Genomic DNA, 25,680 nt, shown 5'->3' on the forward strand with positions numbered 1-25,680 from the left:
AAGCGCCAGGAGAAACCGCACCATGAGCCAGCCAGCAGCCAGCGGTGGTATGGAAGGCGACGCGCACGCGCGCCGCAGCGCCAGCGAGCTATACAACGACGACCTCGCGCCCACGCGCGCCGCGCAGCGCACGTGGCGCTGGTATCACTTCGCCGCCCTGTGGGTGGGCATGGTGATGAACATCGCCTCGTACATGCTCGCGGCGGGGCTCACCGAACAGGGCATGTCGCCGTGGCAAGCGGTGCTCACGGTGCTGCTCGGCAACATGATCGTGCTCGCGCCCATGCTGCTGATTGGCCACGCGGGCGCGAAGTACGGCATTCCCTACGCGGTGCTGGTGCGCTCGTCGTTCGGCACCCAGGGCGCGAAGCTGCCCGCCATGCTGCGCGCCATCGTGGCGTGCGGCTGGTACGGCATTCAGTCGTGGCTCGGCGGCAGCGCGATCTACACGCTCGCCAACATCCTCACGCACAACGCGCTGGTCGGCGACGCGCTGCCGTTCCTCGGCATTTCGATCGCCCAAGGCGCGTGCTTCCTGATCTTCTGGGCGCTGCAACTCTACTTCATCGTGCACGGCACCGACTCGATCCGCTGGCTCGAAAGCTGGTCGGCGCCCATCAAGGTCGTGATGTGCGTGGCGCTGGTCTGGTGGGCCTGCTCGAAAGCGGGCGGGGTGGGCTCGATGCTCTCGCAGCCCTCGCAGTTCGCGCCGGGCGGCAAGAAGGCCGGGCTCTTCTGGGTCACCTTCTGGCCGAGCCTCACGGCGATGGTGGGCTTCTGGGCCACGCTCGCGCTCAACATTCCCGACTTCACGCGCTTCGCGAAGACGCAAAACGACCAGCTCGTGGGGCAGGCGCTGGGCCTGCCGATTCCGATGGCGCTGCTCTCGGTGGTCTCCGTCGTGGTCACCTCGGCCACCGTGGTGATCTACGGCAAGGCGATCTGGGACCCCATCGACGTCACGAGCCGCATGGAAGGCATCGGCGTGGGCATCGCGCTCGTGATCCTCACGCTCGACACCATGTGCTGCAATCTCGCTGCGAACCTGGTCGGACCTGCTTACGATTTTTCGAGCCTCTGGCCCAAGGGAATTTCGTACAAGGCGGGCGGCCTGATCACGGCGACCATCGCCATCGTGATGATGCCGTGGAAGATTCTGGCCACCACGCAAGGCTATATCTTCACGTGGCTGGTGGGCTATTCGGCGCTGCTCGGGCCGGTGGCGGGCATTCTCATGGTCGACTACTTCCTGATTCGCGGCACGCGCCTCGACACCGAGCAGCTGTTCGAGGAAAACGGCGAATACGCTTACTCGAATGGCTGGAACCTCGCCGCCGTGATCGCGCTCGTCGCGGGCGTGCTGCCGAATCTGCCGGGCTTCTTGAACGTGGCGTTTCCGAATGCGTTTCCCTCGGTGCCCGACGCGTTCAAAAACCTCTATACCTATGCGTGGTTCGTGGGACTCGCGATCGCGGCCGTTGTCTATGGCGTGCTGATGAAGCTGGGCAAGAGCCGCAGCCCACGCATTGCGAACGCATAACTGAAAACGTAACCGAAGGAGACATTGCATCATGGCGATCCTGATTCGAGGCGGCACCATCGTCGACGCGGACAAAAGCTATCGCGCCGATGTGCTCTGCGAAGGCGGCACGATAGCGGCGATCGGCGAGAACCTCGACGCGCCCGCTGGCGCCACCGTGGTGGACGCGGGCGGGCAATACGTGATGCCGGGCGGCATCGACCCGCACACGCACATGGAGCTGCCCTTCATGGGCACCACGGCGAGCGACGACTTCTTCAGCGGCACGGCGGCGGGGCTCGCGGGCGGCACCACGTCGATCATCGACTTCGTGATCCCGAACCCGAAGCAGCCGCTCATGGACGCGTTCCAGCAATGGCGCGGCTGGGCCGAGAAGGCCGCCGCCGACTACGGCTTTCACGTGGCGGTGACGTGGTGGGACGAGAGCGTGCATCGCGACATGGGGCTGCTCGTGCAGGACCACGGCGTGTCGAGCTTCAAGCACTTCATGGCGTACAAAAACGCCATCATGGCCGACGACGAGATCCTCGTGAACAGCTTCGCGCGCGCACTGGAACTGGGCGCGCTGCCCACCGTGCACGCGGAAAACGGCGAGCTCGTGTTTCAGCTTCAGAGGCAATTGCTCGCGCGCGGCTTCACCGGACCAGAGGCGCATCCGCTCTCGCGGCCGCCCGAAGTGGAAGGCGAGGCCGCGAACCGCGCGATGCGCATTGCACAGGTGCTGGGCGTGCCCGTGTATATCGTGCACGTCTCCGCGAAAGAGGCGCTCGAAGCCATCACGCGCGCACGCGCCGAAGGCCAGCGCGTCTTCGGCGAAGTGCTCGCGGGCCATCTCGTGATCGACGAGTCGGTGTATCGCGACCCCGACTGGACGCGCGCGGCCGCGCATGTGATGAGCCCGCCGTTCCGCACCAAGGAGCATCGCGACGCGCTCTGGCGCGGGCTGCAAGGCGGCCTGCTGCATACCACGGCCACCGACCACTGCGTATTCTGCGCCTCGCAGAAAGCCATGGGGCGCAACGATTTCACGAAGATTCCCAACGGCTGCGGCGGCGTGGAAGACCGCATGGCCGTGCTATGGGATCAGGGCGTGAACACCGGGCGTCTCACGCCGAATGAGTTCGTGCGCGTGACCTCCACGAACGCCGCGCAGATCTTCAACCTCTATCCGCGCAAAGGTGCGGTGGCCGTGGGGGCGGACGCCGATCTGGTGGTCTGGGACCCGCAGGGCACGCGCACGATCTCGGTGAAGACGCACCATCAGAACGTGGACTTCAATGTGTTCGAAGGCATGACGGTGCGCGGCGTGCCCACGCATACGGTTTCGCAGGGGGAACTCGTGTGGGCGGATGGCGACTTGCGTGCGAAGCGCGGCGCGGGGCGCTATCTGAAACGGCCCGCGAATCCGGGCTATCTGCAGGCTTCTCGGCTCGCGAAGCAGTTGAAGGAAACGCAGCCGGTGCATCGCGAAGGCGATGCGGCGAAGTAAGCGATTAAGCGATCGAAGCGATGACTCATGAAGCGCGCGGAGCGACAAGCTCCGCGCGCTTTCACTCCATCAAGCGGTGAATCAAGCCGCCAACTGGCGATGACCGCTCGCCGCGCCGTTGCCTTCAGGCGCGCACGCCGCGCCCGCGCGCGCAAAGCGGATCGCGTCCATCAGCGCCTCGTGCTCGCCCACGTGATTCGCGAGCAGCAGAATCAATTGCGCATTGGCCGACTGGCTCTGTGCCTCGTCGAGATCGCGATGCATGTCGATGAGCGCCTCGTAGAAGTCGTCGGGGCGTGCGAGGTTGGGTTGGGTGTTGAGCATCGTTGTCTCCTTGATTGACGGTCCGGCGCGTCAAGCCGTGCCGGCCACGCACAACGCCCGCTTGAGCGCCTGCTCGACGCGCGACGCATCGGCGCGACGCCAGCGCGCGCACACGTGCTGATCCGGCCGGATCAGATAGAACGCGCCATCCTGCGCGCCGTAGCGTTGCGCGGCCAGGCCTTCGGCGTCGCGCAACACTGCCGCGTTCGCAGGCAAGCCCTCGGGCACCGCGCCCGCGCCATCGAGCACAACCACGAATTGCATCGGCACCGGGCCACGCGCCAGCGCGTCGAGCGCTGCGCGCGTACCGCTTTCGAGCGTCGCGCCCGCGCGGCAGAACAGCAGCCCCGTGAAGCGTCCGCCTAGTTGCGCGAGCAACCATTGCGGCGCTCCTTGCGTGCCGGCCACGGGCGCATCGGCGCACGACGCGCCCGGCACCATCTGGCCCGCGAAGGTCTCTTCGTCGGCCGTATTGAGCGTCGATTCGCGCAGCACCGCAGGCACCGAGAGCCGCCCGCTGTTCACCAGTTGCCGCGCGAATGCATGCTCGCGCGCGAGCGTGAGCACGGCGTCGCGGAACACGCGGCTCACCGCGCTCTTCGGCGTGATGAAGTCGGTCGAGCGCGTGGAGTTGCGGATGTTTTCATCGGCGGCGTATTCGCGCTCGCTCGCATAGGTGTCGAGCAGTGCATCGGGCGCGCGATTCTCCAGCACCATCGCGAGTTTCCACGCGAGGTTCTCGCCGTCCTGGAAGCCGCTATTCGCGCCACGCGCGCCGAACGGCGAAACGAGGTGCGCCGAGTCGCCCGCGAACAGCACATTGCCGTGGCGGAAGCTGTCCATGCGCAGGCACGAAAACGTGTAGATGCTCACCCACTCCAGCTCGAACTTCGCGTCGGGGCCGAGCAGCGCGCGCACGCGCGGAATCACACGCTCGGGGGTCTTTTCGAGCACCGGGTCGGCGTCCCAGCCCAGCTGGAAGTCGATGCGCCAGACGTTGTCGGGCTGGCGATGCAGCAGCACCGACTGGTTCGGATGAAACGGCGGGTCGAACCAGAACCAGCGCTCGGTGGGAAACTCGGCTTCCATCTTCACGTCGGCGATCAGGAAGCGGTCCTTGAACGTGCGGCCATGGCTGTCGAGGCCCATGAGCTTGCGCACCGGACTGCGCGAGCCATCGGCGGCCACCACGTAGCGCGCGAGCAATTCGTATGAGCCGTCGGGCGTTTCGATTTCGAGCGCCACGTGCGAATCTTCGGCGCCCGGCGCACCGTGCTGCGCGATGCCCGTCACCTTGCTCTTCCAGCGGATTTCGAGGTTGGGCAGTTCCTGTGCGCGTTCGAGCAGGAAGCCTTCCACGTAGTACTGCTGCAAATTGACGAACGCAGGCCGATGATGCCCGCTTTCCGGCAGCAGATTGAAGGTGTAAACCAGCTCGTCCTTGCGGAACACCTTGCCCACGTTCCAGCTCACGCCCTTCTCGACCATGCGCTCGCCACAGCCGAGCCGGTCGAAGATATCGAGCGAGCGCTTCGAAAAGCAGATTGCGCGCGAGCCCGTGGAGAGCGTGCAGTCGTCGTCCACGAGCACCACGGGCACGCCGTGCTGCGCGAGGTCGATCGCCGTGGCGAGGCCCACCGGCCCCGCGCCCACCACCACGACCGGACGCACGCACGCGGCGGCATCCGGCCTTTGCTCGCTACAGCGCGTGTATTCGAAGGTCAGCGTCTGATAGTCGATCATTGTCGTCTCCATGCCTCGCGTCAGCCTCAATCCTGCAGCGCGTCCCACATTTCCTTGTCGCGCTGCGCGGTCCAGATGCGCGGATGCGTAATGCCGCTCGCCTCGTCGTAGGCGCGCGACACGTCGAACGGCAGGCAATGCTCGTAGATGAACACATGGCCGAACTTCGGATCCATCGCTTCACGCGTGAGCGCCATCGACTGCTTGAGGTCCAGCTTCTGCGCGACCGCCTTGCGGCCCTGCGCGAGCAGCGTCGTGACGAAGTCCTTCGTGTAGTCGAGGCCCTTGTTCACTTCATCGGGTGTGACGAGCGCGGGGCCGCGGCCCGGCACGAGCTTTTGCGCGCCCAGCGAGCGCAGCGCTTCGAGCGTGGCGGGCCATTCGGCGAGCTGGGCATCGCCGCAATAGCAGGCCGCGTCGTACTCCACGAGGTCGCCCGAGAACAGCACCTTCTGCTGCGGCAGCCACACCACGGTGTCGCCCTTCGTGTGGCCCGAGCCCAGGTGAGCGATCTTCACTTCGAGCTTGCCGAGAAACAGCGTGATTTCCTTCTCGAACACGAGCGTGGGCCACGTGAGGCCCGGCACCGTTTCCACACCCGCAAAAAGGCGCGGGAAGCGCTCGATTTCCGACTTCATGTCGGCTTCGCCGCGCTCGACGATCATTTCGTACGTGCCGCGGCTCGCGATGATCTGCTGCGCGCCTTCCTTGAAATACGCCGATGCGCCCAGCACGCGCACCGCGTGATAGTGCGAGAGCACGACGTACTTGATGGGCTTGTCCGTCACGCTGCGGATCTTGGCGATGAGATCCTGCGCCATGGCGGGCGTGGCGGTGGTGTCGACGATCAGCACGCCGTCGTCGCCGATGATCACGCCCGAGTTCGGGTCGCCTTCCGTGGTGTACGCGTAGGCGTTTTCCGAGAGCTGCGTGAAGGTGACCTGCTTCTCTTCGAGATCCGCCTGCGATGCGAACGCCTTTGCCATCTGAGTCTCCGTATCCGTTGGGGGGAGCGAACGACGGAGCGAGGCAGGGCGGCCCGCGCGAGCACGCGCCGCAATGGCGGGCCTCACGCCCGCCCGAATGTCTCGCCCCGCCTGGTTGTGAATGAGCCGCTGTTTTGCCGGGGTGAGGCCATGATCGCCCGCCCGGTTTTATTTGTCAATGGCGAACACACTAGCTATTTGCAAATAATTTGATCGCCGGTGTTCGTGCGCCATTCGGTTAACATGGACCCTTTTTCAGCCCGGGACAACGAGTGAAGACCCCTCGCAACGCGCGCGCCGCCGCGACCACGCAAGCCCCGTCGGCCACGCCGGATGCGGACGCAGGCGGCGGCAAGACGCAGCGCGGCATTCAAAGCGTGGAGGTGGCCGCGCGCCTGTTGCGCGTGCTCGCCGACGCCCGCGTGCCGCTCGCGCCCAGCGATCTCGCAGCAGGCGCCGACATCGCGTCGAGCCAGGCGCACGCCTATCTGGTAAGCCTCACGCGCCTGGGGCTGATCAAGCGCGACGCGCTGTCCGGGCGCTACGAGGCGGGGCCGCTCGCGCTGCGCCTCGGCCTTCTGCGCCTGGCGCAGGAGCCCGCGCTGCGCGAAGCCGTGCCGCGCGCGGCGGCGCTCGCGCAGGCGCACAACTGCAGCATCGCGCTATGCATTGCCGGGCCGCAAGGGCCGACCATCGTGCGCTACGAGCACGCGAGCCTGCCGCTCCATGTGAACCTGCACGTGGGCACGGTGATGTCGCTGCCGGCGACGTCCACGGGCCGCGTGTTCTGCGCATACCTCGACGAAGCCGCGCTGCGCGCGATGTGGCGCAACCAGACGGCGCAGCCCGTCTGGCGCGGCACAGCGACAGCCGGCGCGACTTCGACGGCGGCCAGCAAGTCCACATCGAAGGACGCCCCGTCGCCGAAACTCGACGCCGCCTTCACCGCCACGCTCGACACCATCCGCGCGCGCGGCTTCGAGCTCGGCATCGACTCGCCCAGCCCGGGCGTCAGCAGCGCCTGCGTGCCGGTGCTCGATCCGCAGCATGGATTGCGCCTCACGCTCACGGCCGTGGGCGCAACCGGCGTGCTCGACGTGCGCCCCACCAGCGCGCTCGTGCGCGCGCTGCGCGAGGCCGCGCGCGAAATCGCCGAGGCTGCCTTTGCGGCGGCTTCCGCCGGCGCCGTCGCTGTCCCTCCCGCCTCCGATCCGAACTGAAGCCGCCACCATGCCCCGAGCCCGCACCCCGTCCACCGTCACGGACGAAGCCCGCGCCGAATCCGCGCCCCAGCCCGAATCCGCCGACAAGCCGCAGCGCGGCATCCAGGCGCTCGATGCCACGGGCGAACTGCTCGCCGCGCTGGTGGCGGCCGGCACGCCGCTCTCGCTGCGCGACCTCGCGGCGGCGGCCGGCATGCCGAGCGCGAAGGCATTCCCGCACCTCGTGAGCCTGCTCAAGACCGGCCTGCTCGCGCGCGACGCGGCAGGCCGCTACGAAGCCGGCCCCTTGAGCCTCGAACTGGGCCTGCTGGGACTCGCGCGCCTGTCGCCCGTGCGCGAAGCCGACGCCGAGCTGGTCGACCTCGCCGCCAGCACGGGCATGAGCGTGGCGCTCGCGGTGCCGGGGCCCCTCGGGCCCACGGTCGTGCGCCTCGAAGAATCGCCGCGCCCCCTGCACGTGAGCCTGCGGCCAGGCACGGTGATGTCGCTCGTGAACACGGCCATCGGCCGCGTGTTCGCCGCCTGGCTCGACGACGACATGCGCGCCGGGCTGCTCGCTCAAGACGGCCTGCGCCTCGCCGGCGCGCCGTCGCCGTCGTCGCCCATGCAATCGGCGGCATCCGATCCGCGCTACGCCGAGCGCCTTGCCGCGATCCGCGCACAAGGGCTCGACACGGCGCTCGACAATCCGATCCCCGGCATCAGCACGGTGGCCGCGCCCGTGTTCGACCACACCGGCAGCGTGTGCCTCGTGCTCGCGCTGATGGGGCCATCGGGCAACTTCGACACCGCCAGCGAGGGCGACAGCGCGCAGCGGCTAAGCGCCTCGGCCGAGCGCCTGTCGCGCCGCTTCGGTCATGTGGCGGGGGCCGCGTCGCTATAATCGGCTCCCAGTCGTCCGCGCGGCCATGCAACACCCCGCAATACCGCGCAACACCACGCAACACCACGCAGTAGCGCCCAGCAGCCACACCAGCCCGCCAACCGCCACCAGGGAAGCGCTCATGAGCACGGCCACCACCGGTTCCCGCACCGCGCAGCGTCAGGTCGCAGACCTGCCCTGTCCGCGCGGCCTGCCGCTCGTCGGCAACCTGCTGCAACTCTCGCCCGCGCGGCTGCATCTGATCCTCGAACGCTGGGCCGCCGAGCTGGGCACGCCCTACCGCTTCCAGGTGGGCAGCATCCCCATCACGATCTGGACCGACCCCGAGCTGATCCAGCAGATCATGCGCGAGCGCCCGCACCGCTACCGGCGCTATCAACCGATCGAGGCCGTGCTCGAGGAGATGGGCTGCAACGGCCTGTTCTCGGCGGAAGGCGCGGCCTGGGAGCCGCAACGCCGCCTCGTGATGCAGGCGCTCTCGATCCCGACCATCAAGGCGTTCTATCCCACGCTGGCCGACATCACCGGGCGGCTGCGCGCGCGCTGGCTACGCGCGGCCGAGCGCGGCGAGACCGTCGAGATGACCGACGATCTCAAGCGCTACACCGTGGACGTGACGAGCGCGCTCGCGTTCGGCGAAGACCCGCGCACGCTCGAACGCGATCACGGCGTAATTCAGGAGCATCTGGAGCGCATCCTGCCGAGCGTGATGGGCCGCATCAACGCGCTCTTTCCATATTGGCGCTACTTCAAGCTGCCCGCGGACCGCAAGCTCGATCAGGCGCTGGCCGAAGTGCACCGCCATGTCGACGCGATGATGGCGCGCGCCCGCGAACGCCTGCGCGACGAGCCCGCGCAAACGCCGCGCAACCTGCTCGAAGCGATGCTCGTGCAGCAGCAGGACGCCGGGGCGGAACCTGGTGCTGCGCCCATCACCGATGCGCAGATCCGCGCCAACGTGCTGACGATCCTGCTCGCGGGCGAAGACACCACCGCCGATTCGATCGCGTGGACGCTGCCCTATCTCGCTGCGGACACGTCGCTGCAAACGCATCTGGCCTGTGAAGCGCGCCGCGTGCTCGGCGAGGCGAGCGTATGCCCCGACTATGCAACGCTCAAGGAGCTCGACCTCTTCGAGGCGACCTGCATCGAGGCGACGCGCCTGCGCCCCGTGGCGGCCGTGCACTCGTTCGAGCCGCTCGAAGACGTGGTGCTCGACGGCGTGGCCTTGCCCCGTGGCACGCGCATGTTCTTCGTGGCACGGCCCGCGATGATCGACGCAAAAAATTTCGCCGATCCGCAGCGCTACGATCCGTGGCGCTGGATGCATAAGAAGGAACAAGGCGGCGAGCACGGCGGTGCGCACGACGTGCGCGCCTACCTGCAATTCGGCGCGGGGCCGCGCGTGTGTCCGGGGCGTCATCTCGCGACCGTGGAGATGCGCCTCGCGCTCTCCATGCTGATGAACGAATTCGAGATCGAGATGGCCATCGATCCGGCGAAAATCAACGAGGTGTCGGCATTCACAATGGTGCCGGACACCATGCCGGTGAGGCTAAGGAAACGCGTGCGGGCAACTTGATCCGGCGACCGGCTGGAGCCGCGCCGGAAAACGGTGACCGCGCACAAACAAGGCTCCGACTCGATTTTTTCAGGATCCGCGGCAGGCTATGGTGGCGACTCCTCAGACAACGATCGTCCGCCAGCCCATCCATGAAGTTCAGGACCACGAGCCCCCAGTACTCCGCAGCCATCGGCCTCGCGCTTTGCGCCCTGCTCCTTCCACGGTCCGTCTTGCACAAGATCGACGCGTATGTCGAGAAGCGGCATGAAACGCGAAGCGGCTTTCTCGCGCGCATAGCGCTGGAAACGCTGGCGCGCGAATAAGCAACCGCGCGGCTTCAAGTGTCGCGCGCGGCTCATTCCTTCACTTCGACGCTGCCCGCCCCCTCGCCACCCTGCGCGCCACGCATCTTCTCCAACGTTTTCGGCCCGAGCCCGAGCGCCACGCCCATCACGAGCGCATCCACCACCGCGAGATGCACGATGCGCGCCACGCCCGGCGCGTGCGCCTCTTCAGGCTCTTCGGACTCCGGCACGCGCAACAGCAGCGGTATGTCCACCACCCACGCGAGCCGCGTACCCGCATTGGTGAGCGCGATCGTGGTCGCGCCGCGCTCCTTCGCGATCTGGATGCTCTCGTTCACTTCCACGCTGCGGCCCGACTGCGAGATCGCGAACGCCACGTCGCCGGGCTCGAGCAAGCCGGCATAGAGCCGCTGCAAATGCGCGTCGGTGAACGCGCTCGCGGCAATGTCGAGGCGCAGCAAGCGCAGCGCCGCGTCCTGCGCCACCAGCCCCGAGCCCGCGCCCACGCCGAAGAAATAGACGCGCCGCGCACTGGCGAGCGCCGCCACCGCCGCCTCGAACACGGCCGGGTCCAGCGAGGCGCGCGCGTGCTGCACGCCCAGCACCACCTGCTCCGTCACGCGATCGAGCAGCGTGCCGGCCTGCGCGAGGTCGCCGCTCGCCACTTCGCGCGCGGCGGCAAACGGCATGCCGCCCGCCGCGCTCTGCGCGAGCCGCATCTTGAAGTCGCGCAGGCCGTGCGCGCCCACCGCGCGGCAAAACCGCGTGACCGATGGCTCGGACACCTCGGCGCGCAGCGCGAGTTCGGTGATGCTCGCGCGCATCGCGAAGTCGATGTCGGCGAGCACCATCTCCGCGACCTTGCGTTCGGCGGGCCGCAGCGACTCCGCTACGTTGCGGATGTGATGGATCAGATTGGAGACCGGCAAGCTGTATTCCGTGGATAAGCCGTGGAAGGTGCGACCGGGCCCGCGGTTCGGTTCAGTCAGTCGAGCCGCTTGCCGCTTTCGGTATCGAACAGATGCAGGTGGGCGAGCGGCAGACCCAGCGTCATGCGCTGCCCCGGTTCGATGCCGGGCCGCGCACGCGTCGTGACGCACCATGTCGTGCCGCCTATTTTCCCGTACAAGTGGGTCTCGGCGCCAGTCGGCTCAATCACCTCGACGTTGAACGGCACGTCGCCGCCTTGGGTTTCGATGTGCTCGGGGCGAATGCCCAGCGTCACGCGCGCGCCCGCTTGCATGCTCGTTCCCGCACTGCCCTCGACAAGCGCGATGCGCACGCCGTCCTCGAGCACGAGCGCCGTGCCGCGCGCGTCGCTCATCACGCTGCCTGCGGCGAAGTTCATCGAAGGCGAGCCCAGAAAGCTCGCCACGAACAGATTGCCCGGCTTGTCGTAGAGATCGAGCGGCTTGCCGATCTGCTCGATGCGTCCCGCGTTCATCACCACGATGCGGTCGGCCATGGTCATCGCTTCGATCTGGTCGTGCGTGACGTACACCACCGTGTTGCGCAGGCGCTGATGCAGCGCCTTGATTTCCGTGCGCATCTGCACGCGCAGCTTGGCGTCGAGATTCGAGAGCGGTTCGTCGAACAGAAACAGCGCGGGCTCGCGCACCACGGCGCGCCCCATCGCCACGCGCTGGCGCTGGCCGCCCGAGAGCGCGCGCGGCAGACGGTCGAGATAGCTCGACAGATTGAGCATTTTCGCGGCGGCTTCGATGCGCGGCTTGAAGCCCTCCTCGCGCTCCTTGCGCATGCGCGGCCCGAACGCGATGTTGTCGTAGACCGAGAGATGCGGATAGAGCGCGTAGCTCTGGAACACCATCGAGATATTGCGCTGCTGCGGCGACAGCGTATTCGCGAGCGTGCCGCCGATGGTGAGATCGCCGCCGCTGATGTCTTCGAGGCCGGCGATCATGCGCATCAAGGTGGTCTTGCCGCAGCCCGAAGGCCCGACCAGCACGACGAATTCGCCGTCCGCGATGTCGAGATCCACGCCGTGCACGACCTGGGTGTCGCCGTAGCGCTTGTAGATGCCGTTCAGTTGCACTGCCGCCATGTTGTCCTCTTGGGCTGTCCTTTGTACTGTTCCCGCCTGCCGCGCGCTTCAGAACGGATCGAGCGTGAGCTCGTTGGCCATCAGCCGGTTGCCGGCCATGAGGCCCGCATCCACCGGCAGCGCCACGCCCGTGATCACGCGTGCCTGCGGCGAGGCGAGAAACTGCACGGCGTCGGCGATGTCCTCGGGCGTGGCCACGTCGCCGAGCGGATACCACTTCTTCAGTTCTTCGAATATTTTTGGATGCTGCGTCACGCGCGCGTGCCAGGCCGGCGTTTTCACCGTGCCGGGGCAAACGATGTTCGCGCGGATCCCGTGCGGCCCGAGCTCCATGGCCAGCGCCTTCGTGTAGCTCACGAGCCCAGCCTTCGCGGCGCTGTACGCGGGGTGTCCAAGCGCAGACAGCCCGTTCACCGAGCCGATCAGCACGAGCACGCCGCGCCCGCGCTCGATCATCGAGCGGCGCACCGCCTCCACGGTGTAGTAGGCGCCGTTCAGGTTCAGGTCGATGTCGCGCCGCCAGCTTGCGGCGTCGGTATGCGCGAGCGTCGTGCCGAGCGCGGCGCCCGCGTTGGCCACGGCCACCTCCACCGGGCCGCGCGCGGCCACGGCGCGCGCCACGGCAGCTTCGATGGCCGCCTGGTCGCTCACGTCGGCGGCCAGCGCTTCGAGGCGCTGCGCGCCGGATTGGTCCACCAGCTCGTCCGCCAGCGCCTGCACGCCGGCCTCGTCGCGATCGAGCGCGAGCACGGTGTCGCCCGCCTCGTGAAATCGCTTGCATAGCGCACGGCCAATGCCGCCGCACGCGCCCGTCACCAGCACCACCCGGCTCATCGTCGACTCTCCACGAAGGATTCGAAAGGTCCCGCCACGCATTCGGCAAAGCTGTAAATTTCCTACATAGTGGGCTGCATGCGATCTTGCAAGCGGCTTTACACGAACGGCATGCTGCTGCGACGCCGCATGAATTCCTTATGTTTTACGGCATGTTAGGCAATTTCCGGCACGCAAAACAATCTCGCGTTTCCCAGGTGACAACGCTTTTTTCATCCTGTAGGATTTTTTCACACAACGCAAGACGGTCAGCACGACGACCGAAGCCAAGGCGGCGGCAATATCCGAAAAACCAGGCAGCAATCACCCCGCATGGGATGGAACGAGGTGCGCGGCGCCCGCTTCCATCGACACAGGAGACAGAGAATGGCGTTTAAGGCACGTGCATCCCTCACGCTCGGCAAGCTCGCCGCTGCGCTCACGGTTGGTATCGCTGCGGCAGGCGTCACCGTGGCGGCGCACGCCGACACGGTCCGCGTGACCGTCGCTCACTACAGTGACGCCACTGCCCCATACTTCGAGAAAATGGCCAAGCAGTTCGAGGCCGCCAATCCCGGCACCACCATCAAGATCGAAGACGTGAACTGGGACTCGCTGCAACAGAAACTGCAGACGGATATCTCCGGCGGCGCGAACGCCGACCTCGCGATCATCGGCACGCGCTGGCTGCTCGACTTCGTGAAGGACGACATTGCCGAGCCGCTCGATCCTTATATGGACGCGAACTTCAAGGGCCGCTTCATCGGCCCGTTCCTCGCGCCTGGCGAAATCAACGGCAAGATTTACGGCCTGCCGATTGCCGCCTCCGCGCGCGCTCTCTACTACAACAAGGACATGCTCGCCTCGGTGGGCTATCCGAACGGCCCGAAGAGCTGGAACGAGGTGATCGACGCCTCGAAGAAGCTCAAGGCGAAGGGCATTGCCGGGTTCGGCCTGCAAGGCAAGGAAATCGAAACCGATGTGTACTACTACTATTCGCTGTGGACCAATGGCGGCGACGTGGTGGGCAAGGACGGCAAGGCCGCGTTCAATTCGCCGGCCGGCGTGAAGTCCGCCACGCTCTACAAGACCATGATCGACGAAGGCCTCACCGAGCCGGGCGTGACGGGCTACAGCCGCGAGGACGTGCAGAACCTCTTCAAGCAGGGCCGCGTGGCGATGATGATTTCCGCGCCGTTCCTCGCCAAGCAGCTCAAGAAGGAAGCGCCGAACATCAAGTACGGCATCGACCCGATCCCGGTGGGCACGACGCCCGCGACCTATGCGGTCACGGACTCGATCATGATGTTCAAGAACTCGAAGGTGAAGAAGAGCGCGTGGAAGTTCCTCGACTTCCTGTTCACCAAACAGCCGCGCGTGGAGTTCACGAGCACCGAGGGCTTCTTGCCGACGACCAAGGCCGAAGCCACCGATCCGGCGTTCCAGGATCCGGACACCAAGGCGTTCGTCGCGCTGCTGCCGCATGCGCGCTTCGCGCCCACGGTGACGGGCTGGGAAGACACCGCCAAGGCCGTGACCAACGCGATGCAGTCGATCTACCTCGGCAAGGCCAAGCCCGCCGACGCGCTGAACCAGGCCGCCACCGAAGCCAACAAGTCGCTCGGCAAGTAAGCGGCGCCCACGGCCGGAACAGCAGCAAGGCGCTTCATCGCCGCAAAATGCCGGCGCGTGGCGTAGCATGGAATTCGCTACGCGGCGCGCCGGTTCGTTCATGCAATGACCGCAACGCGGGACGCACCACGCCATGACCCCCGGTCCCCTGAAGCAAACGCCGCCAGCCGGTCCGGCGAGCGGCAAAGCGAGCGCTCCGCCCGGCCCGCTTCCACGCACAACGAACCGCAGCCGCACGAGCCACATGAGTCACACGAGTCACATGAGCCGCTCACACCGCGCCATCGCCGTGCCCCGCGCCCCCTGGCTGCTGATCGTGCCGAGCCTGGCGCTGGCGCTATTCATCATCAGCTACCCGATCTTCAACATCGTGTACCAGTCGCTGCACGAGGTGTCGCGCTTCGGCCAGGTTCGCGGCTTCAGCGGCTTGCAGAACTTCTACAACGTCTTCACCGATCCCGTGTTCCTGAGCGCGCTGAAGAACACGCTGATCTGGACGTTCTGCGTCGTGGTGGGCACGGTGGCGATCTCGGTTCCGGTCGCGCTGATCCTCAATCAGGACTTCTATGGACGCGGCATCGCGCGCACCATCGTCATGCTGCCGTGGTCGGTCTCGCTCACCATGACTGCCGTGGTCTGGCGCTGGGCTTTCAACGACGACTACGGCATGGTCAACGTCACGCTGCAGCGCCTCGGCATGATCTCGGGGCCGATCCACTGGCTCGCCACGCCCCAATATGCATTCCCGGTGGAGATTGCCGTGGGCATTCTCGTGTCGATCCCGTTTAGCACCACGATACTGCTGGGCGGGCTCTCCTCGGTGCCCAGCGACATCTACGAAGCCGCGCGCATCGACGGCGCGAGCGCCTGGCAGCAGTTCCGCCAGCTCACGCTGCCGCTGCTCAAGCCCTTCATCAACATGGCGATCCTGCTCAACGTGATCTACGTGTTCAACTCGTTCCCGATCATCTGGGTGATGACGCAAGGCGGCCCCGACGACAGCACCCACATTCTCGTCACCTACCTCTACGAACTGGGCTTCCGGCTCGGCCGGCCCGGCGAAGCGGCCGCCGTCTCGCTCATCATGCTCGTGATCCTGTTCGCGTTTTCGGTGGCTTACCTGCGCGTACAGGCCAGGCGTGGCGGCAGCGCCGAAGGAGACCTCGCATGAACCGCAAGCTCAAACGCTCGCTCTGGTGCTGGCTCGCGCTCTCGCCGCTCGTGGTGGCCGTGCTGTTTCCGTTCGCGGTGATGTTCTTCACCTCGTTCAAGCCCGCCTCCGAGGTGTTCGTCTATCCGGCGCGCTGGCTGCCCATGCACTGGCGCTGGGAAAACTATGTCGACATGTGGCAGGCCGCGAACTTCGGCGTCGCGCTGCGCAACAGCATCGTGATCTCGTGCCTCTCGACGGCGCTCGCGCTGGCCGTCAGCCTGCCCGCGGCCTACGCGCTCGCGCGCTTTCCGTTTCGCGGACGCGGGCTCTACCGGCAGTTCCTGCTCGTCACGCAGATGCTCTCGCCCATCCTGCTGGTGGTGGGCCTGTTCCGGCTCGCCGCGATGATCCCTTACGGCGACGGCAATCTCGTCGATTCGAAGATCGGTGTGATCGTCTCGTATGCGGCGTTCAACATTGCGTTCGCGGTGTGGATGCTGTCTTCGTACTTCCAGACCGTGCCGCGCGACCTCGAAGAGTCGGCCTGGCTCGAAGGGTGCAGCCGCAGCGGCGCAGTGCTGCGCGTGTTCCTGCCGCTTGCGGTGCCAGCCGTGGTGGTCACGGCGATCTTCACGTTCATCAGCGCGTGGAACGAGTTTGCAGTGGTCTACACCCTGATCCGCTCGCCCGAGAACAAGACGCTCACCGTGCAGGTCACCGACATGGTGGCCGGCAAGTACACCGTGGAATGGGAACTGGTGATGGCGGCCACGCTCGCGGCCACGCTGCCGGTCTCCGTGGTGTTCGCGTGGCTGCAGCGCTACATGGTTAAGGGGCTCGCGCTGGGGGCGGTGAAATAAAGCGGTGAAACCGGCGGCGGTCGGCTGGCCATTCGTGTAAGAGGAGAAAGTTTTGCAAGAATCCAGGCGAGCAGCTATTCGATGATGAATGGGGCCACTTGCCAACCGCGCCATGAAACGACGGCGCCCGGGCCGTCGTTGCGAGACGCGCGTTCCGGATCACGCGTCGTGTTCGCTGCGTAAAGTCGTGCGGGCGCCTACTCGCCGAGTTCGTGTCCGATCACACCGCCCGCAACGGCGCCACCCACCGTGCCCACGGCACTACCGTTGGTCGCCCTGTTGCCGATATAGCCGCCTGCCGCGGCACCGCCCAGCGTGCACGCGCCGGCACCCAGCATCGAGACAGTGGCAGCAACGAGAACACATGCCCGCAATGCGCGGCTGCGTCGAAGCCAGATCATCGTTCATTCTCCCAATCAGAACCATGACCGAACTGGCGCAAGCAGCGTGCCACCGCGTCGCGCGCAGTGTGGGTGGCGAGCGCAGCGCCTCCACGGCGTCAGCCGTTGTGCAGATGCAGCAGAATCAGCGTGAGCGTGACGAGCGAGCCGAGCGTCGAATGCAGGATCGTGCGCGACGTGACGTGCGCTTCGCGCCGGTAGTACTCCGCAAGCATGAACGGTCCGGTGCCGGTGGGCAGCGCCGCGAGCAGTACCGCGATGTCCACGAGTTGCCCGGGCAGAGCGAACACGTGCGCGGCCAGCCACCATGTGAGCACCGGCTGCGCCACGAGCTTCGAGAACGTGAGCCACCACGACGACTCGGGCGGCGCTGCGCTTTTCTCGCGAGGCTCGGCGAGAAAGAGTCCGAGACTCACGAGCGCGCAGGGGCTCGCGGCGCCGCCCAGCAGCTTGAGGAAGGTCTGGGCGCTCGCGGGCAGCGTGAAATGCGCGCCCGACACGATGGCGCCCAGGGCGGGCGCGACGAGCAGCGGATTGCGCATGAGCGAGCGCATCACCTTGAGCAGCAAGTGGTGCGGGCGGCGCTCGCTTTGCAGACCCGTTTCGATCAGCACGATTGCCAGCGCGAACAACACGCACACCACGAGGATCGTAGCGATGGTCGTGGGCGTGAGGCTCGACGGCCCGAACGCGATCATGCACAGCGGAAAGCCCACGTAGCCCGTGTTCGGATACGAAGCGGCGAGCCCGTCGATGCTGGCATCGGCGAGCGGGCGCCCGAGCAGGACCCGCACGCCCACCACCGCCGCGAACACCGCCAGCCCCGCGAGACTGAACGCCGCCACGAAAGCCGGCTGAAAGAGTTCATGCCACGTTGCGCGCGCAAGGATGTCGAAGAGCAACGCCGGCAGCGCGAGCCAGACGACGAAGCGGTTCAGCTCGGAGGCCGCCGTGGGGCCGAGCACGCCGCAACGGCGGCACGCGAAGCCGGCAAAGATGAGGCCGAAGACCGGAAGCAGGATTGAAACGGCGGAGAGCATCGGGGCAAACGTGAATGTGCCGCGCGAGTATGTCGCGCGGCGCGGCGCGAAACGCGCGAAAAATGCGCTGGGACGCTGGAGATCAGTCCATCGCCGCGTGGCTCGCGTCGACCGCCCCGCTGCCCGCCGAGGGCCGGATCAGCACGAGCAGGGGAATCACCAGCAGCGTCGCGACGAACATCATCTTGAAGTCGTTCAGATACGCAATCATCTGCGCCTGCTGCGTGATCGACAGGTTGAGCACGGCGAGATCGTAGCGCGATCCTGTGGCGAGCATCGGCTGGAGCGCCGGGTTGAACGGCGTGATGTGCGCAGCGAGATCCGCGTGTGCGATCTGCGTGCCGCGCGTCACGAAAGTCTGCACGATCGAAATGCCGATACTGCTGCCGATGTTGCGCATCAGGCTGTACGTGGCGGTGCCGTCCGCGCGCAGCGGGGCCGAAAGCGTGGAGAACGTCAGCGTGGACAGCGGCACGAACACGAAGCCGAGCCCGAAACCCTGTATCACGCCGGGCCACACGATATCGGAAGCCGAGAGCACGATCGTGTACTGCATCATCTGCCACAGCGCATAGGCGGACACCACAAAGCCGAACAGCAGCATGGCGCGCGCGTCCACGTGCTTGAGCAGGCGCCCCGCGATCAGCATGGCCAGCATGGTGCCCGCGCCGCTGGGCGCCGTGACAAGACCAGTGGTGGCGACCGGGTAGCCCATCAGGTTCTGCAGCATGGGCGGCAGAAGCGCGCGCGTGGCGTACAGCACCGCGCCGATCACGAAGATGAAGAGCGTCCCGGTGGCGAAATTGCGGTCCTTGAGCAGTTGATAGCGAAAGAACGTGTTGGGGCCCGATGTAGCCGTATGCACGACGAAGAACGCGAATGCGATGCACGAGACCAGCGCTTCGATGCGGATTTCGAGCGAGCCGAACCAGTCGAGCTGCTCGCCGCGGTCGAGCAAGGCCTGCAGCGCGCCGATGGCGAGCGCCAGCGTGGCGAAGCCGAATACGTCGAAGCGCGTCTCGCGGCGCGGCGTGCGCGAGGGCATGAACGTGGAGACGCCGAAGAATGCGAACGCGCCGATCGGCACGTTGATGAAAAACACCCAGCGCCAGTTGTAGCTATCCGTGAGCCATCCGCCCAGCGTGGGGCCGAGCACGGGGCCCACCATCACGCCCATGCCCCAGACGGCCATGGCCTGCCCCTGGCGATCGCGCGGATTGATGTCGAGCAGGATGGACTGCGAGAGCGGCACGAGCGACGCGCCGAACACACCCTGCAACAGGCGCGAGCCGACGATCTCGCCGAGCGTTTCCGAGAGCCCGCACAATGCGGAGGCCACCGTGAAGCCCGCAATGGCCACGCCGAGCAGCCGCTTCACGCCGAAACGGTCGGCGAGCCACCCCGTGAGCGGCGTGGCGATGGCCGCCGCCACGATGTACGAGGTGAGCACCCATGTGATCTCGTCCTGCGACGCCGAAAGCGTGCCCTGCATATGCGGGAGCGCGACGTTCGCGATCGTGCTGTCGAGCGTCTGCATCAGCGTGGCGAGCATGATCGACAAGGTGATCATGCCGCGATTGAGCGGCGCGCCCTCACGCTGCGGGGCGGTGCCGTGCGGGACTGCGGTCATCGTGGGTTCGGGCAGCGCGGGTCGCGTGACAACCAGGTGGCGAGATAATAAGCCTGCTTATTATACGACTCGCCGCACCCGGCACAACCCGAAAGAAAGGCCCGCGCTCGCGAAGCGCGTCGCGGGGCCCCGGCCGCGCGGCGCACCGTATAATCGCGCGATGACTACCGACCTGGAAAAACGCTTCGGCTTTCTCGTCGTCGACGTGGGCAGCCTGTATGGCAAGCGTTACGACGAGCTTGCAAAGTCGTCGCTCGAACTCACGCGCGCGCAGTGCCGCACGATCGCGTATCTCGCGCATTACGGCGACATGAACCAGGCAAGCCTGGCCGAGCGGCTCGAAGTCGCGCCGATATCCGCTGGCAGGCTGCTGGAAAGAATGGAGGAAGGCGGCTGGGTCGTGCGCGCCCCCAACCCCGAAGACCGCCGCGAGTGGCTGGTGAGCCTCACGCCCAAGGCCGAAAGTGCGCTCAGCGGCGCGCGCCGCGTGGGCGACGAGGTGCAGGCCGAAGCGCTGGCCGGCTTCACGCCCGAAGAAGCCGAGCAGTTCAGCCGGATGCTCCAGCGCGTGCGCGCCAATCTGGGCGCGCTCGTCGAGCGCTGATTCAACCCATCATGTGAATCGCTCGCGCGCTTGCGAGCGCCGCCCGCCGGCAAGCTTGCGCCTGCCGTGCGGGCTCGCCCGCCTTTTTTAGCGCAGCCGCACGAGTGTGGACTTCAGCTCCGTGTACTTCTCGAGCGCATGAAGCGACTTGTCGCGGCCATTTCCCGACTCCTTGAAGCCGCCGAACGGGAAATTCATGTCGCCGCCTTCGTCATAGCAGTTGACCCACACGGTGCCCGCGCGCAGGCGGCGCGAAATCTCGTGCGCATGCGTGAGGTTCGCCGTCCACACCGCAGCCGCCAGCCCGTAATCGCTGTCGTTGGCGACGCGCACTGCGTCGTCGATCGTGTCGAACGTAATGACCGAAAGCACCGGGCCAAAAATCTCCTCGCGCGCGATGCGTGCGTCGTGGCGCGTATCGAACACGGTCGGCTCCACGTAGAAGCCGCCGCTCGATGCATTCACGCGCTCGCCGCCCAGCAGCAGCGTGGAATCCTTGCGCCCCGCCTCGATATAGCCGAGCACGCGCTCGAGTTGAGCCTTGTCGACGATCGCGCCCATCGACACATCGGGATCGAGAGGATTCCCAGGCTTGTATGCCTTCGCCGCTTCGAGCAGCTTCGCGAGAAATACGTCCTTGATGTCGCGATGCACTAGCAGGCGCGAGCCCGCCGTGCACATCTCGCCCATGTTGTAGAAGATTGCACCGGCTGCGGCTTTTGCAGCGCGATCGAGGTCCGGGCAATCGGGCAGCACGATGTTGGGCGACTTGCCGCCGAGTTCGAGCCACACGCGCTTGAGGTTGGACTGGCCCGCGTACTGCATGATCTGCTTGCCCACGTTGGTCGAACCCGTGAAGGCGAGGCAGTCCACGTCGCGATGCAACGCAAGCAGCTTGCCCGGCTCGCCGCCGCCCGGCAGCACGTTGAACACGCCCGCCGGAATACCCGCCTCGTGCGCGAGTTGCGCCACGCGAATGGCCGTGAGCGGCGACTTCTCCGAAGGCTTGAGCACGACGCTGTTGCCGGCGGCCAGCGCGGGCCCGAACTTCCACGACGCCATCAGGATCGGGAAATTCCATGGCACCACGGCCGCCACCACGCCGATGGGCTCGCGCGTAACGAGGCCCACGAGATGATGGTCGGCGGGCACGACCTCGCCGCCCACCTTGTCGATGGCCTCCGCGAACCATTCGACGCAATAGGCCGCGCCCGGCACGTCCACCGTGGTGGTGTCGCCAATCGGCTTGCCCGCATCGAGCGTTTCGAGCAGCGCGAGTTCGTCCAGATGCTCGCGCATGAGCGCGGCCCAGCGCAGCAGCACCGCCTTGCGCTCGCGCGGATTGCGGCCTGCCCACACGCCGTGCTCAAAGGCGCGGCGCGCGGCGGCCACGGCGGCATCGACATCAGCCGCACCGCAATCGGCCACGCTCGTGAGCACACGGCCGTCAATCGGGCTCACGCAATCGAAGGTACGGCCCGAATACGCGTCGCGCACCGCACCGTCGATGAATGCACGCCCTTCGATCGAAAGCGATGCGGCCTTGTCCTGCCAGTAAGCGAGAGTTCTCTTTTCCATGAGGATGCCTCAATGATTTGCGATCCACTTCGCATGCCGGGGATGCCGCCGAATTTCAGGCGAAATTCAGCGTAAATTCAACATAAGGGCAGCAGGAAGCGAATCTGATATGCGCGAGTCAGAAGGTGGGCGGCGAATTGGCCGACACCACCTCGCAAACATCGCTCGCGCTGGGATTGCGAAACCGGTGCGGAAGACGGCTTTCGAAGTAGTAGCTGTCGCCGGGGTCGAGCAGCCAGGTGGTGCCGTCCACGCTCAGTTCGAGCTGGCCGGACACCACGACGCCGCCCTCGTGGCCCGCATGCGAGAGCATTTCGGCGCCGGTGTCGGCGAGCGGCTGATACACCTCGCGCATGATGCCCATGTTGCGATCCTTCACGTTCGCGCCGGCGAGATAGAACTCGATGGACGCGTTGCCGAGATTAGGCATCTCGTTGCGGCGCGACACCACGCTCGCGCCCTCGTTCAGATCGAAAGTGAAGAACTCCGCAAGACTCATGGGAATGCACTCGAGCAGCTTTTTGAGCGAGCCCACTGAGGGACTGACACGACTTTGCTCGATCAGCGAAATCGCGCCATTGGTAACGCCCGCGCGCTTGGCGAGCTCGCGCTGCGACAATCCATAGCGTTTGCGCACGTAGCGCAGACGTGTTGCGACTTCAGTAGAAGCGGATGCGGACTCGGTCACGTTCGAAAGCCGGTTGATCAGAAAGCGCGCCAAAAAACCACTGCGTACGACTGCGAACAGCAATGAGCGACGGACGAACAACAACAAAAACGGCACGTCGGTGTGTTGAATATTCTAATCAGTTTGCAAGATTTTGCGCTAGTGGAAACCCCTGTAAGTAAATCGAAATATAAAAGCATCCGGGCATATTTCGTGTTTGTCGGGGTTCACAGAACGCCCTCGGGAAAGTGCTGACACAAAAAAACGTAAAAAATAATTGACGGCCTTTTTGGCTCGTATATGCTGAAACATAGGTTGATCGAACGATGACCGCGAGCATGAAATGGTCCTGCAATACACCATTCATGCAATGCACATTGAACGACACCAATGTTCAGATTGATGCAGTGCGAAGTATTCATTGCGCACTGAATAAATCGGGCAATTCTTCAACCACCCAGTCGAGTGTAATTGTGAGAGTCCGTGGCCCTCTGGTGAGATGGGAACGAAGTCATGCGAGGTGTCTTCGCAGTGACTGCGCCGCCATCGCCGACGGCGTTCGCGGCAGGCTTGCCTCTCGCCTGCTTCCATCCGTCTTCACCATTCTTTCCCGCCGGTCCGTTCGACGCCATAACGCCGTCTCGGCCCGCGCCTTCATCGCCGTTCATACCGACGAAGTCGCGTCGCTGCTGCCCTAGCGCCTCTCCTTCCTGCGCGGTTCGTTTTCATCGCCGCTTTTATCGCCGTCCATTGCACGCGAGCCGCATTGCTGCGCGCCCGCGGCGCGGTTGCGCACGCCTTTGCACGGTGTCGCCGCATAACGGCCGGAAACGAACCGCCTACATGATCTCCACCCGCAGCGCCATGCGTTAGCAACGCTCGCGCCGCACCCAAGGTTTGCGGCCTTGCCTCGTGCAGGGTTGCAAGGTCATGTCACGTCCGGGCCTTACTGCAAAACCTTTTTGCATATGCATTGCCCGGGCAAAAGAAGTGAAACATTAGTCATGCGAACCAAGCCATTGATTGGAGTCACCGCCGATCGCACGATGATGGGACCGCACGCGTCGCACGTGGCCGGCGAGAAGTACATCGCCGCCGCCGTGGACGGCTCGGGCGGGCTCGTGCTGGTGCTGCCGGCGCTCGGCGCGCGACAGGCCACGGCCGACCTGCTCGAAGCCGTTGACGGGCTGCTCTTCACCGGCAGCTACTCGAACGTGGAGCCGCATCGTTACGGCGGCGCGGCTAGCGCCGCAGGCACGTTGCACGACCCCGAGCGCGATGCCACCACACTGCCGCTGATGCGCGCGGCCATCGACGCGGGCGTGCCCGTGCTCGCCATCTGCCGCGGCTTTCAGGAGATGAACGTGGTGTTCGGCGGCACGCTGCATCAGCAGGTGCATGCCGTTGACGGCCTCGACGACCATCGCGAGAACAAGGCCGACACGCTCGATACGCAATATGGCCCGGCGCACACCATCGCGCTGGCCGAGGGCGGCTTGCTGCAACGGCTCGCCGGCGGCACAGGCGAGACTCGCGAAGCCCGTGTGAATTCGCTGCACGGGCAAGGCATCGAAACGCTCGGCGGCGGACTAGTTGTGGAAGCAACGGCGCCCGACGGCCTGATCGAAGCAATCAGCGTGGCCAATGCGGCGAGCTTCGCGCTCGGCGTGCAATGGCACCCGGAATGGCAGCACGCGCAGAACACGCTGTCCACCGCGATTTTCCGCGCCTTCGGCGAAGCCTGCCGCGCCCGAATGCTGGCCCGAATACCGTGCGGAGCCGGGCGCCAATCCATGCACGCATGACGCCGGCTCATACAGAACAGAGAGAAATCATGAACGACATCGACGACTTCCTGAAGAAGCACCACATTACCGAAATCGAAGCGATCATCCCCGATATGGCGGGCATCGCGCGCGGCAAGATCATCCCGCGCAGCAAGTTCGAATTCGGCGAAAACATGCGGCTGCCGCAAGCGGTGATGATCCAGACCGTGACCGGCGACTATCCCGAGGACGGCAGCCTCACCGGCGTCACCGACCCGGACATGGTGTGCGTGCCCGACGCCTCGACCATCCGCATCATTCCGTGGGCCGTCGATCCCACCGCACAGGTGATCCACGATTGCGTGCACTTCGACGGCACGCCGGTCGAGATCTCGCCGCGCCGCGTGCTGCGCCGCGTGCTCGAACTCTACGAAGCGAAGGGCTGGAAGCCCGTGATCGCGCCGGAACTGGAGTTCTATCTCGTCGACATGAACAAGGACCCGGATATTCCGCTCACGCCGCCGGTGGGGCGCACGGGCCGTCCGGAAACGGGCCGCCAGGCGTATTCGATCGAAGCGGTCAACGAGTTCGACCCGCTCTTCGAAGACATCTATGAGTACTGCGATATTCAGGGCCTCGAAGTCGATACGCTGATTCACGAAGTGGGCGCGGCGCAGATGGAGATCAACTTCCTCCATGGCGACCCGCTCAATCTCGCCGACCGCGTGTTCCTCTTCAAGCGCACCGTGCGCGAAGCCGCGCTGCGCCATCACATGTATGCAACCTTCATGGCCAAGCCGATGGAGAACGAGCCAGGCTCGGCCATGCACATTCACCAGAGCATGATCAGCGCCGAGAGCAGCCAGAACCTCTTCACGGGCTCGGACGGCAAGGCCACGGACATGTTCTACGCGTACATCGCGGGCCTGCAGAAGTACACGCCCGCGCTCATGCCGATCTTTGCGCCGTACATCAATTCGTATCGCCGTCTCTCGCGTTTCATGGCCGCGCCCATCAACGTGGCGTGGGGCTATGACAACCGCACCGTGGGCTTTCGCGTGCCGTATTCGTCGCCGGCCGCGCGCCGCGTGGAGAACCGCATTCCGGGCGTGGACACGAACCCGTATCTCGCGATCGCGGCCACGCTGGCCGCCGGCTATCTGGGCATGACGCAGCACCTCAAGCCCACCGAGCCGCTCGTGAGCGACGGCTATTCGCTGCCGTATCAGCTGCCGCGCAACCTCGAGGAAGGCATCTCGCTGATGGCCGCGTGCGAGCCGCTCAAGGACATCCTCGGCGAGAAGTTCGTGCGCGCATATCTCGCGCTCAAGGAAACCGAATACGAAGCGTATTTCCGCGTGATCAGTTCGTGGGAACGCAAGCACCTGCTGCTGCACGTGTAATAGAAAGGAGAAAC

At 65.7% G+C, this 25,680-nt stretch carries 23 protein-coding genes and 1 pseudogene; 13 read left to right on the forward strand and 11 right to left on the reverse strand.

Annotated elements, in window-relative coordinates:
- The first annotated feature begins 22 nt into the window (after window positions 1–22).
- Together PWP93_RS18095 and hydA are read left to right on the forward strand one after the other, a co-directional pair.
- Entirely contained in the window at window positions 23–1,540 is a 1,518-nt protein-coding gene (locus PWP93_RS18095) for an NCS1 family nucleobase:cation symporter-1 (protein WP_421045383.1), read from the forward strand.
- Between the two features lie 31 nt (window positions 1,541–1,571).
- A complete protein-coding gene (gene hydA, locus PWP93_RS18100; protein ID WP_421026199.1) occupies window positions 1,572–3,029 on the forward strand; it encodes a dihydropyrimidinase in 1,458 nt (485 codons plus the stop codon).
- Between the two features lie 81 nt (window positions 3,030–3,110).
- Here the strand turns inward: hydA and PWP93_RS18105 are convergent, their stop codons facing one another.
- From PWP93_RS18105 to PWP93_RS18115, 3 genes are read right to left on the reverse strand one after another with little or no spacing between them, the layout of a single operon-like run.
- A complete protein-coding gene (locus PWP93_RS18105; RefSeq protein WP_421045384.1) occupies window positions 3,111–3,353 on the reverse strand; it encodes a DUF2783 domain-containing protein in 243 nt (80 codons plus the stop codon).
- A gap of 30 nt (window positions 3,354–3,383) precedes the next feature.
- Window positions 3,384–5,096 (reverse strand): FAD-dependent oxidoreductase, encoded by a 1,713-nt coding sequence (locus tag PWP93_RS18110; RefSeq protein WP_421045385.1) that lies wholly within the window; start codon window positions 5,094–5,096, stop codon window positions 3,384–3,386.
- Window positions 5,097–5,122: 26 nt separating this feature from the next.
- The gene (locus tag PWP93_RS18115; protein ID WP_421026202.1) at window positions 5,123–6,082 is read right to left on the reverse strand and encodes an MBL fold metallo-hydrolase; all 960 of its coding nucleotides are present in this window, start codon (window positions 6,080–6,082) and stop codon (window positions 5,123–5,125) included.
- A 272-nt stretch (window positions 6,083–6,354) separates the two neighbouring features.
- Here PWP93_RS18115 and PWP93_RS18120 point away from each other — a divergent pair, with 272 nt between their 5' ends.
- The 4 genes and pseudogenes from PWP93_RS18120 to PWP93_RS18135 all read left to right on the forward strand — a co-directional run.
- The gene (locus PWP93_RS18120; RefSeq protein WP_421045386.1) at window positions 6,355–7,302 is read left to right on the forward strand and encodes an IclR family transcriptional regulator; all 948 of its coding nucleotides are present in this window, start codon (window positions 6,355–6,357) and stop codon (window positions 7,300–7,302) included.
- 10 nt (window positions 7,303–7,312) lie between these two features.
- The gene (locus PWP93_RS18125; RefSeq protein WP_421045387.1) at window positions 7,313–8,188 is read left to right on the forward strand and encodes an IclR family transcriptional regulator; all 876 of its coding nucleotides are present in this window, start codon (window positions 7,313–7,315) and stop codon (window positions 8,186–8,188) included.
- Between the two features lie 121 nt (window positions 8,189–8,309).
- The gene (locus PWP93_RS18130; RefSeq protein WP_421045388.1) at window positions 8,310–9,770 is read left to right on the forward strand and encodes a cytochrome P450; all 1,461 of its coding nucleotides are present in this window, start codon (window positions 8,310–8,312) and stop codon (window positions 9,768–9,770) included.
- Between the two features lie 197 nt (window positions 9,771–9,967).
- A pseudogene (locus PWP93_RS18135) lies at window positions 9,968–10,075 on the forward strand (type II toxin-antitoxin system HicB family antitoxin); the annotation flags it as partial.
- A 32-nt stretch (window positions 10,076–10,107) separates the two neighbouring features.
- On the opposite strand, the gene PWP93_RS18140 reads toward PWP93_RS18135, so the two are convergent.
- From PWP93_RS18140 to PWP93_RS18150, 3 genes are read right to left on the reverse strand one after another with little or no spacing between them, the layout of a single operon-like run.
- Complete coding sequence (locus PWP93_RS18140; RefSeq protein WP_421045389.1) at window positions 10,108–10,986, reverse strand: MurR/RpiR family transcriptional regulator; 879 nt, start codon at window positions 10,984–10,986, stop codon at window positions 10,108–10,110.
- Window positions 10,987–11,042: 56 nt separating this feature from the next.
- A complete protein-coding gene (locus PWP93_RS18145) occupies window positions 11,043–12,119 on the reverse strand; it encodes an ABC transporter ATP-binding protein (RefSeq protein ID WP_421045390.1) in 1,077 nt (358 codons plus the stop codon).
- Window positions 12,120–12,167: 48 nt separating this feature from the next.
- Window positions 12,168–12,953: an SDR family oxidoreductase gene (locus tag PWP93_RS18150; RefSeq protein WP_421026208.1), complete on the reverse strand. Its 786-nt coding sequence runs from the start codon at window positions 12,951–12,953 to the stop codon at window positions 12,168–12,170.
- Window positions 12,954–13,319: 366 nt separating this feature from the next.
- Here PWP93_RS18150 and PWP93_RS18155 point away from each other — a divergent pair, with 366 nt between their 5' ends.
- From PWP93_RS18155 to PWP93_RS18165, 3 genes are all read left to right on the forward strand, one after another.
- The gene (locus tag PWP93_RS18155) at window positions 13,320–14,564 is read left to right on the forward strand and encodes an ABC transporter substrate-binding protein (protein ID WP_421045391.1); all 1,245 of its coding nucleotides are present in this window, start codon (window positions 13,320–13,322) and stop codon (window positions 14,562–14,564) included.
- A gap of 262 nt (window positions 14,565–14,826) precedes the next feature.
- Window positions 14,827–15,735, forward strand: coding sequence for a carbohydrate ABC transporter permease (locus PWP93_RS18160; protein WP_421045392.1), 909 nt, complete (start codon window positions 14,827–14,829; stop codon window positions 15,733–15,735).
- Window positions 15,732–16,577, forward strand: a complete 846-nt coding sequence (locus tag PWP93_RS18165) for a carbohydrate ABC transporter permease (protein ID WP_421026211.1) — start codon at window positions 15,732–15,734, stop codon at window positions 16,575–16,577. The genes PWP93_RS18160 and PWP93_RS18165 overlap by 4 nt, the downstream gene beginning before the upstream one ends.
- Before the next feature lie 197 nt (window positions 16,578–16,774).
- On the opposite strand, the gene PWP93_RS18170 is transcribed toward PWP93_RS18165, so the two are convergent.
- The 3 genes from PWP93_RS18170 to PWP93_RS18180 form a co-directional block, all read right to left on the reverse strand.
- Entirely contained in the window at window positions 16,775–16,978 is a 204-nt protein-coding gene (locus PWP93_RS18170) for a glycine zipper 2TM domain-containing protein (RefSeq protein ID WP_421026212.1), read from the reverse strand.
- Between the two features lie 98 nt (window positions 16,979–17,076).
- Window positions 17,077–18,018 (reverse strand): AEC family transporter, encoded by a 942-nt coding sequence (locus PWP93_RS18175; RefSeq protein ID WP_421045393.1) that lies wholly within the window; start codon window positions 18,016–18,018, stop codon window positions 17,077–17,079.
- Between the two features lie 82 nt (window positions 18,019–18,100).
- A complete protein-coding gene (locus PWP93_RS18180; protein WP_421045394.1) occupies window positions 18,101–19,648 on the reverse strand; it encodes a DHA2 family efflux MFS transporter permease subunit in 1,548 nt (515 codons plus the stop codon).
- Window positions 19,649–19,808: 160 nt separating this feature from the next.
- On the opposite strand from PWP93_RS18180, the gene PWP93_RS18185 reads away from it, so the two are divergent.
- Window positions 19,809–20,252, forward strand: a complete 444-nt coding sequence (locus PWP93_RS18185) for a MarR family winged helix-turn-helix transcriptional regulator (protein ID WP_175195556.1) — start codon at window positions 19,809–19,811, stop codon at window positions 20,250–20,252.
- 87 nt (window positions 20,253–20,339) lie between these two features.
- Here the strand turns inward: PWP93_RS18185 and PWP93_RS18190 are convergent, their stop codons facing one another.
- Window positions 20,340–21,830, reverse strand: coding sequence for an aldehyde dehydrogenase (locus PWP93_RS18190; protein ID WP_421045395.1), 1,491 nt, complete (start codon window positions 21,828–21,830; stop codon window positions 20,340–20,342).
- A 118-nt stretch (window positions 21,831–21,948) separates the two neighbouring features.
- Window positions 21,949–22,518: a cupin domain-containing protein gene (locus PWP93_RS18195; protein WP_421027045.1), complete on the reverse strand. Its 570-nt coding sequence runs from the start codon at window positions 22,516–22,518 to the stop codon at window positions 21,949–21,951.
- A gap of 452 nt (window positions 22,519–22,970) precedes the next feature.
- Between PWP93_RS18195 and PWP93_RS18200 the strand changes: the two genes are divergently transcribed.
- The 3 genes from PWP93_RS18200 to PWP93_RS18210 all read left to right on the forward strand — a co-directional run bounded on the left by PWP93_RS18200 (window position 22,971) and on the right by PWP93_RS18210 (window position 25,666).
- Entirely contained in the window at window positions 22,971–23,195 is a 225-nt protein-coding gene (locus PWP93_RS18200) for a hypothetical protein (protein WP_421027046.1), read from the forward strand.
- Window positions 23,196–23,501: 306 nt separating this feature from the next.
- A complete protein-coding gene (locus PWP93_RS18205; RefSeq protein WP_421045396.1) occupies window positions 23,502–24,302 on the forward strand; it encodes a gamma-glutamyl-gamma-aminobutyrate hydrolase family protein in 801 nt (266 codons plus the stop codon).
- Between the two features lie 29 nt (window positions 24,303–24,331).
- Window positions 24,332–25,666, forward strand: a complete 1,335-nt coding sequence (locus PWP93_RS18210) for a glutamine synthetase family protein (RefSeq protein ID WP_421045397.1) — start codon at window positions 24,332–24,334, stop codon at window positions 25,664–25,666.
- Window positions 25,667–25,680: the final 14 nt, after the last annotated feature.

The sequence above is a fragment of the Paraburkholderia sp. A1RI-2L genome (assembly GCF_048957375.1).
Lineage (GTDB): Bacteria > Pseudomonadota > Gammaproteobacteria > Burkholderiales > Burkholderiaceae > Paraburkholderia.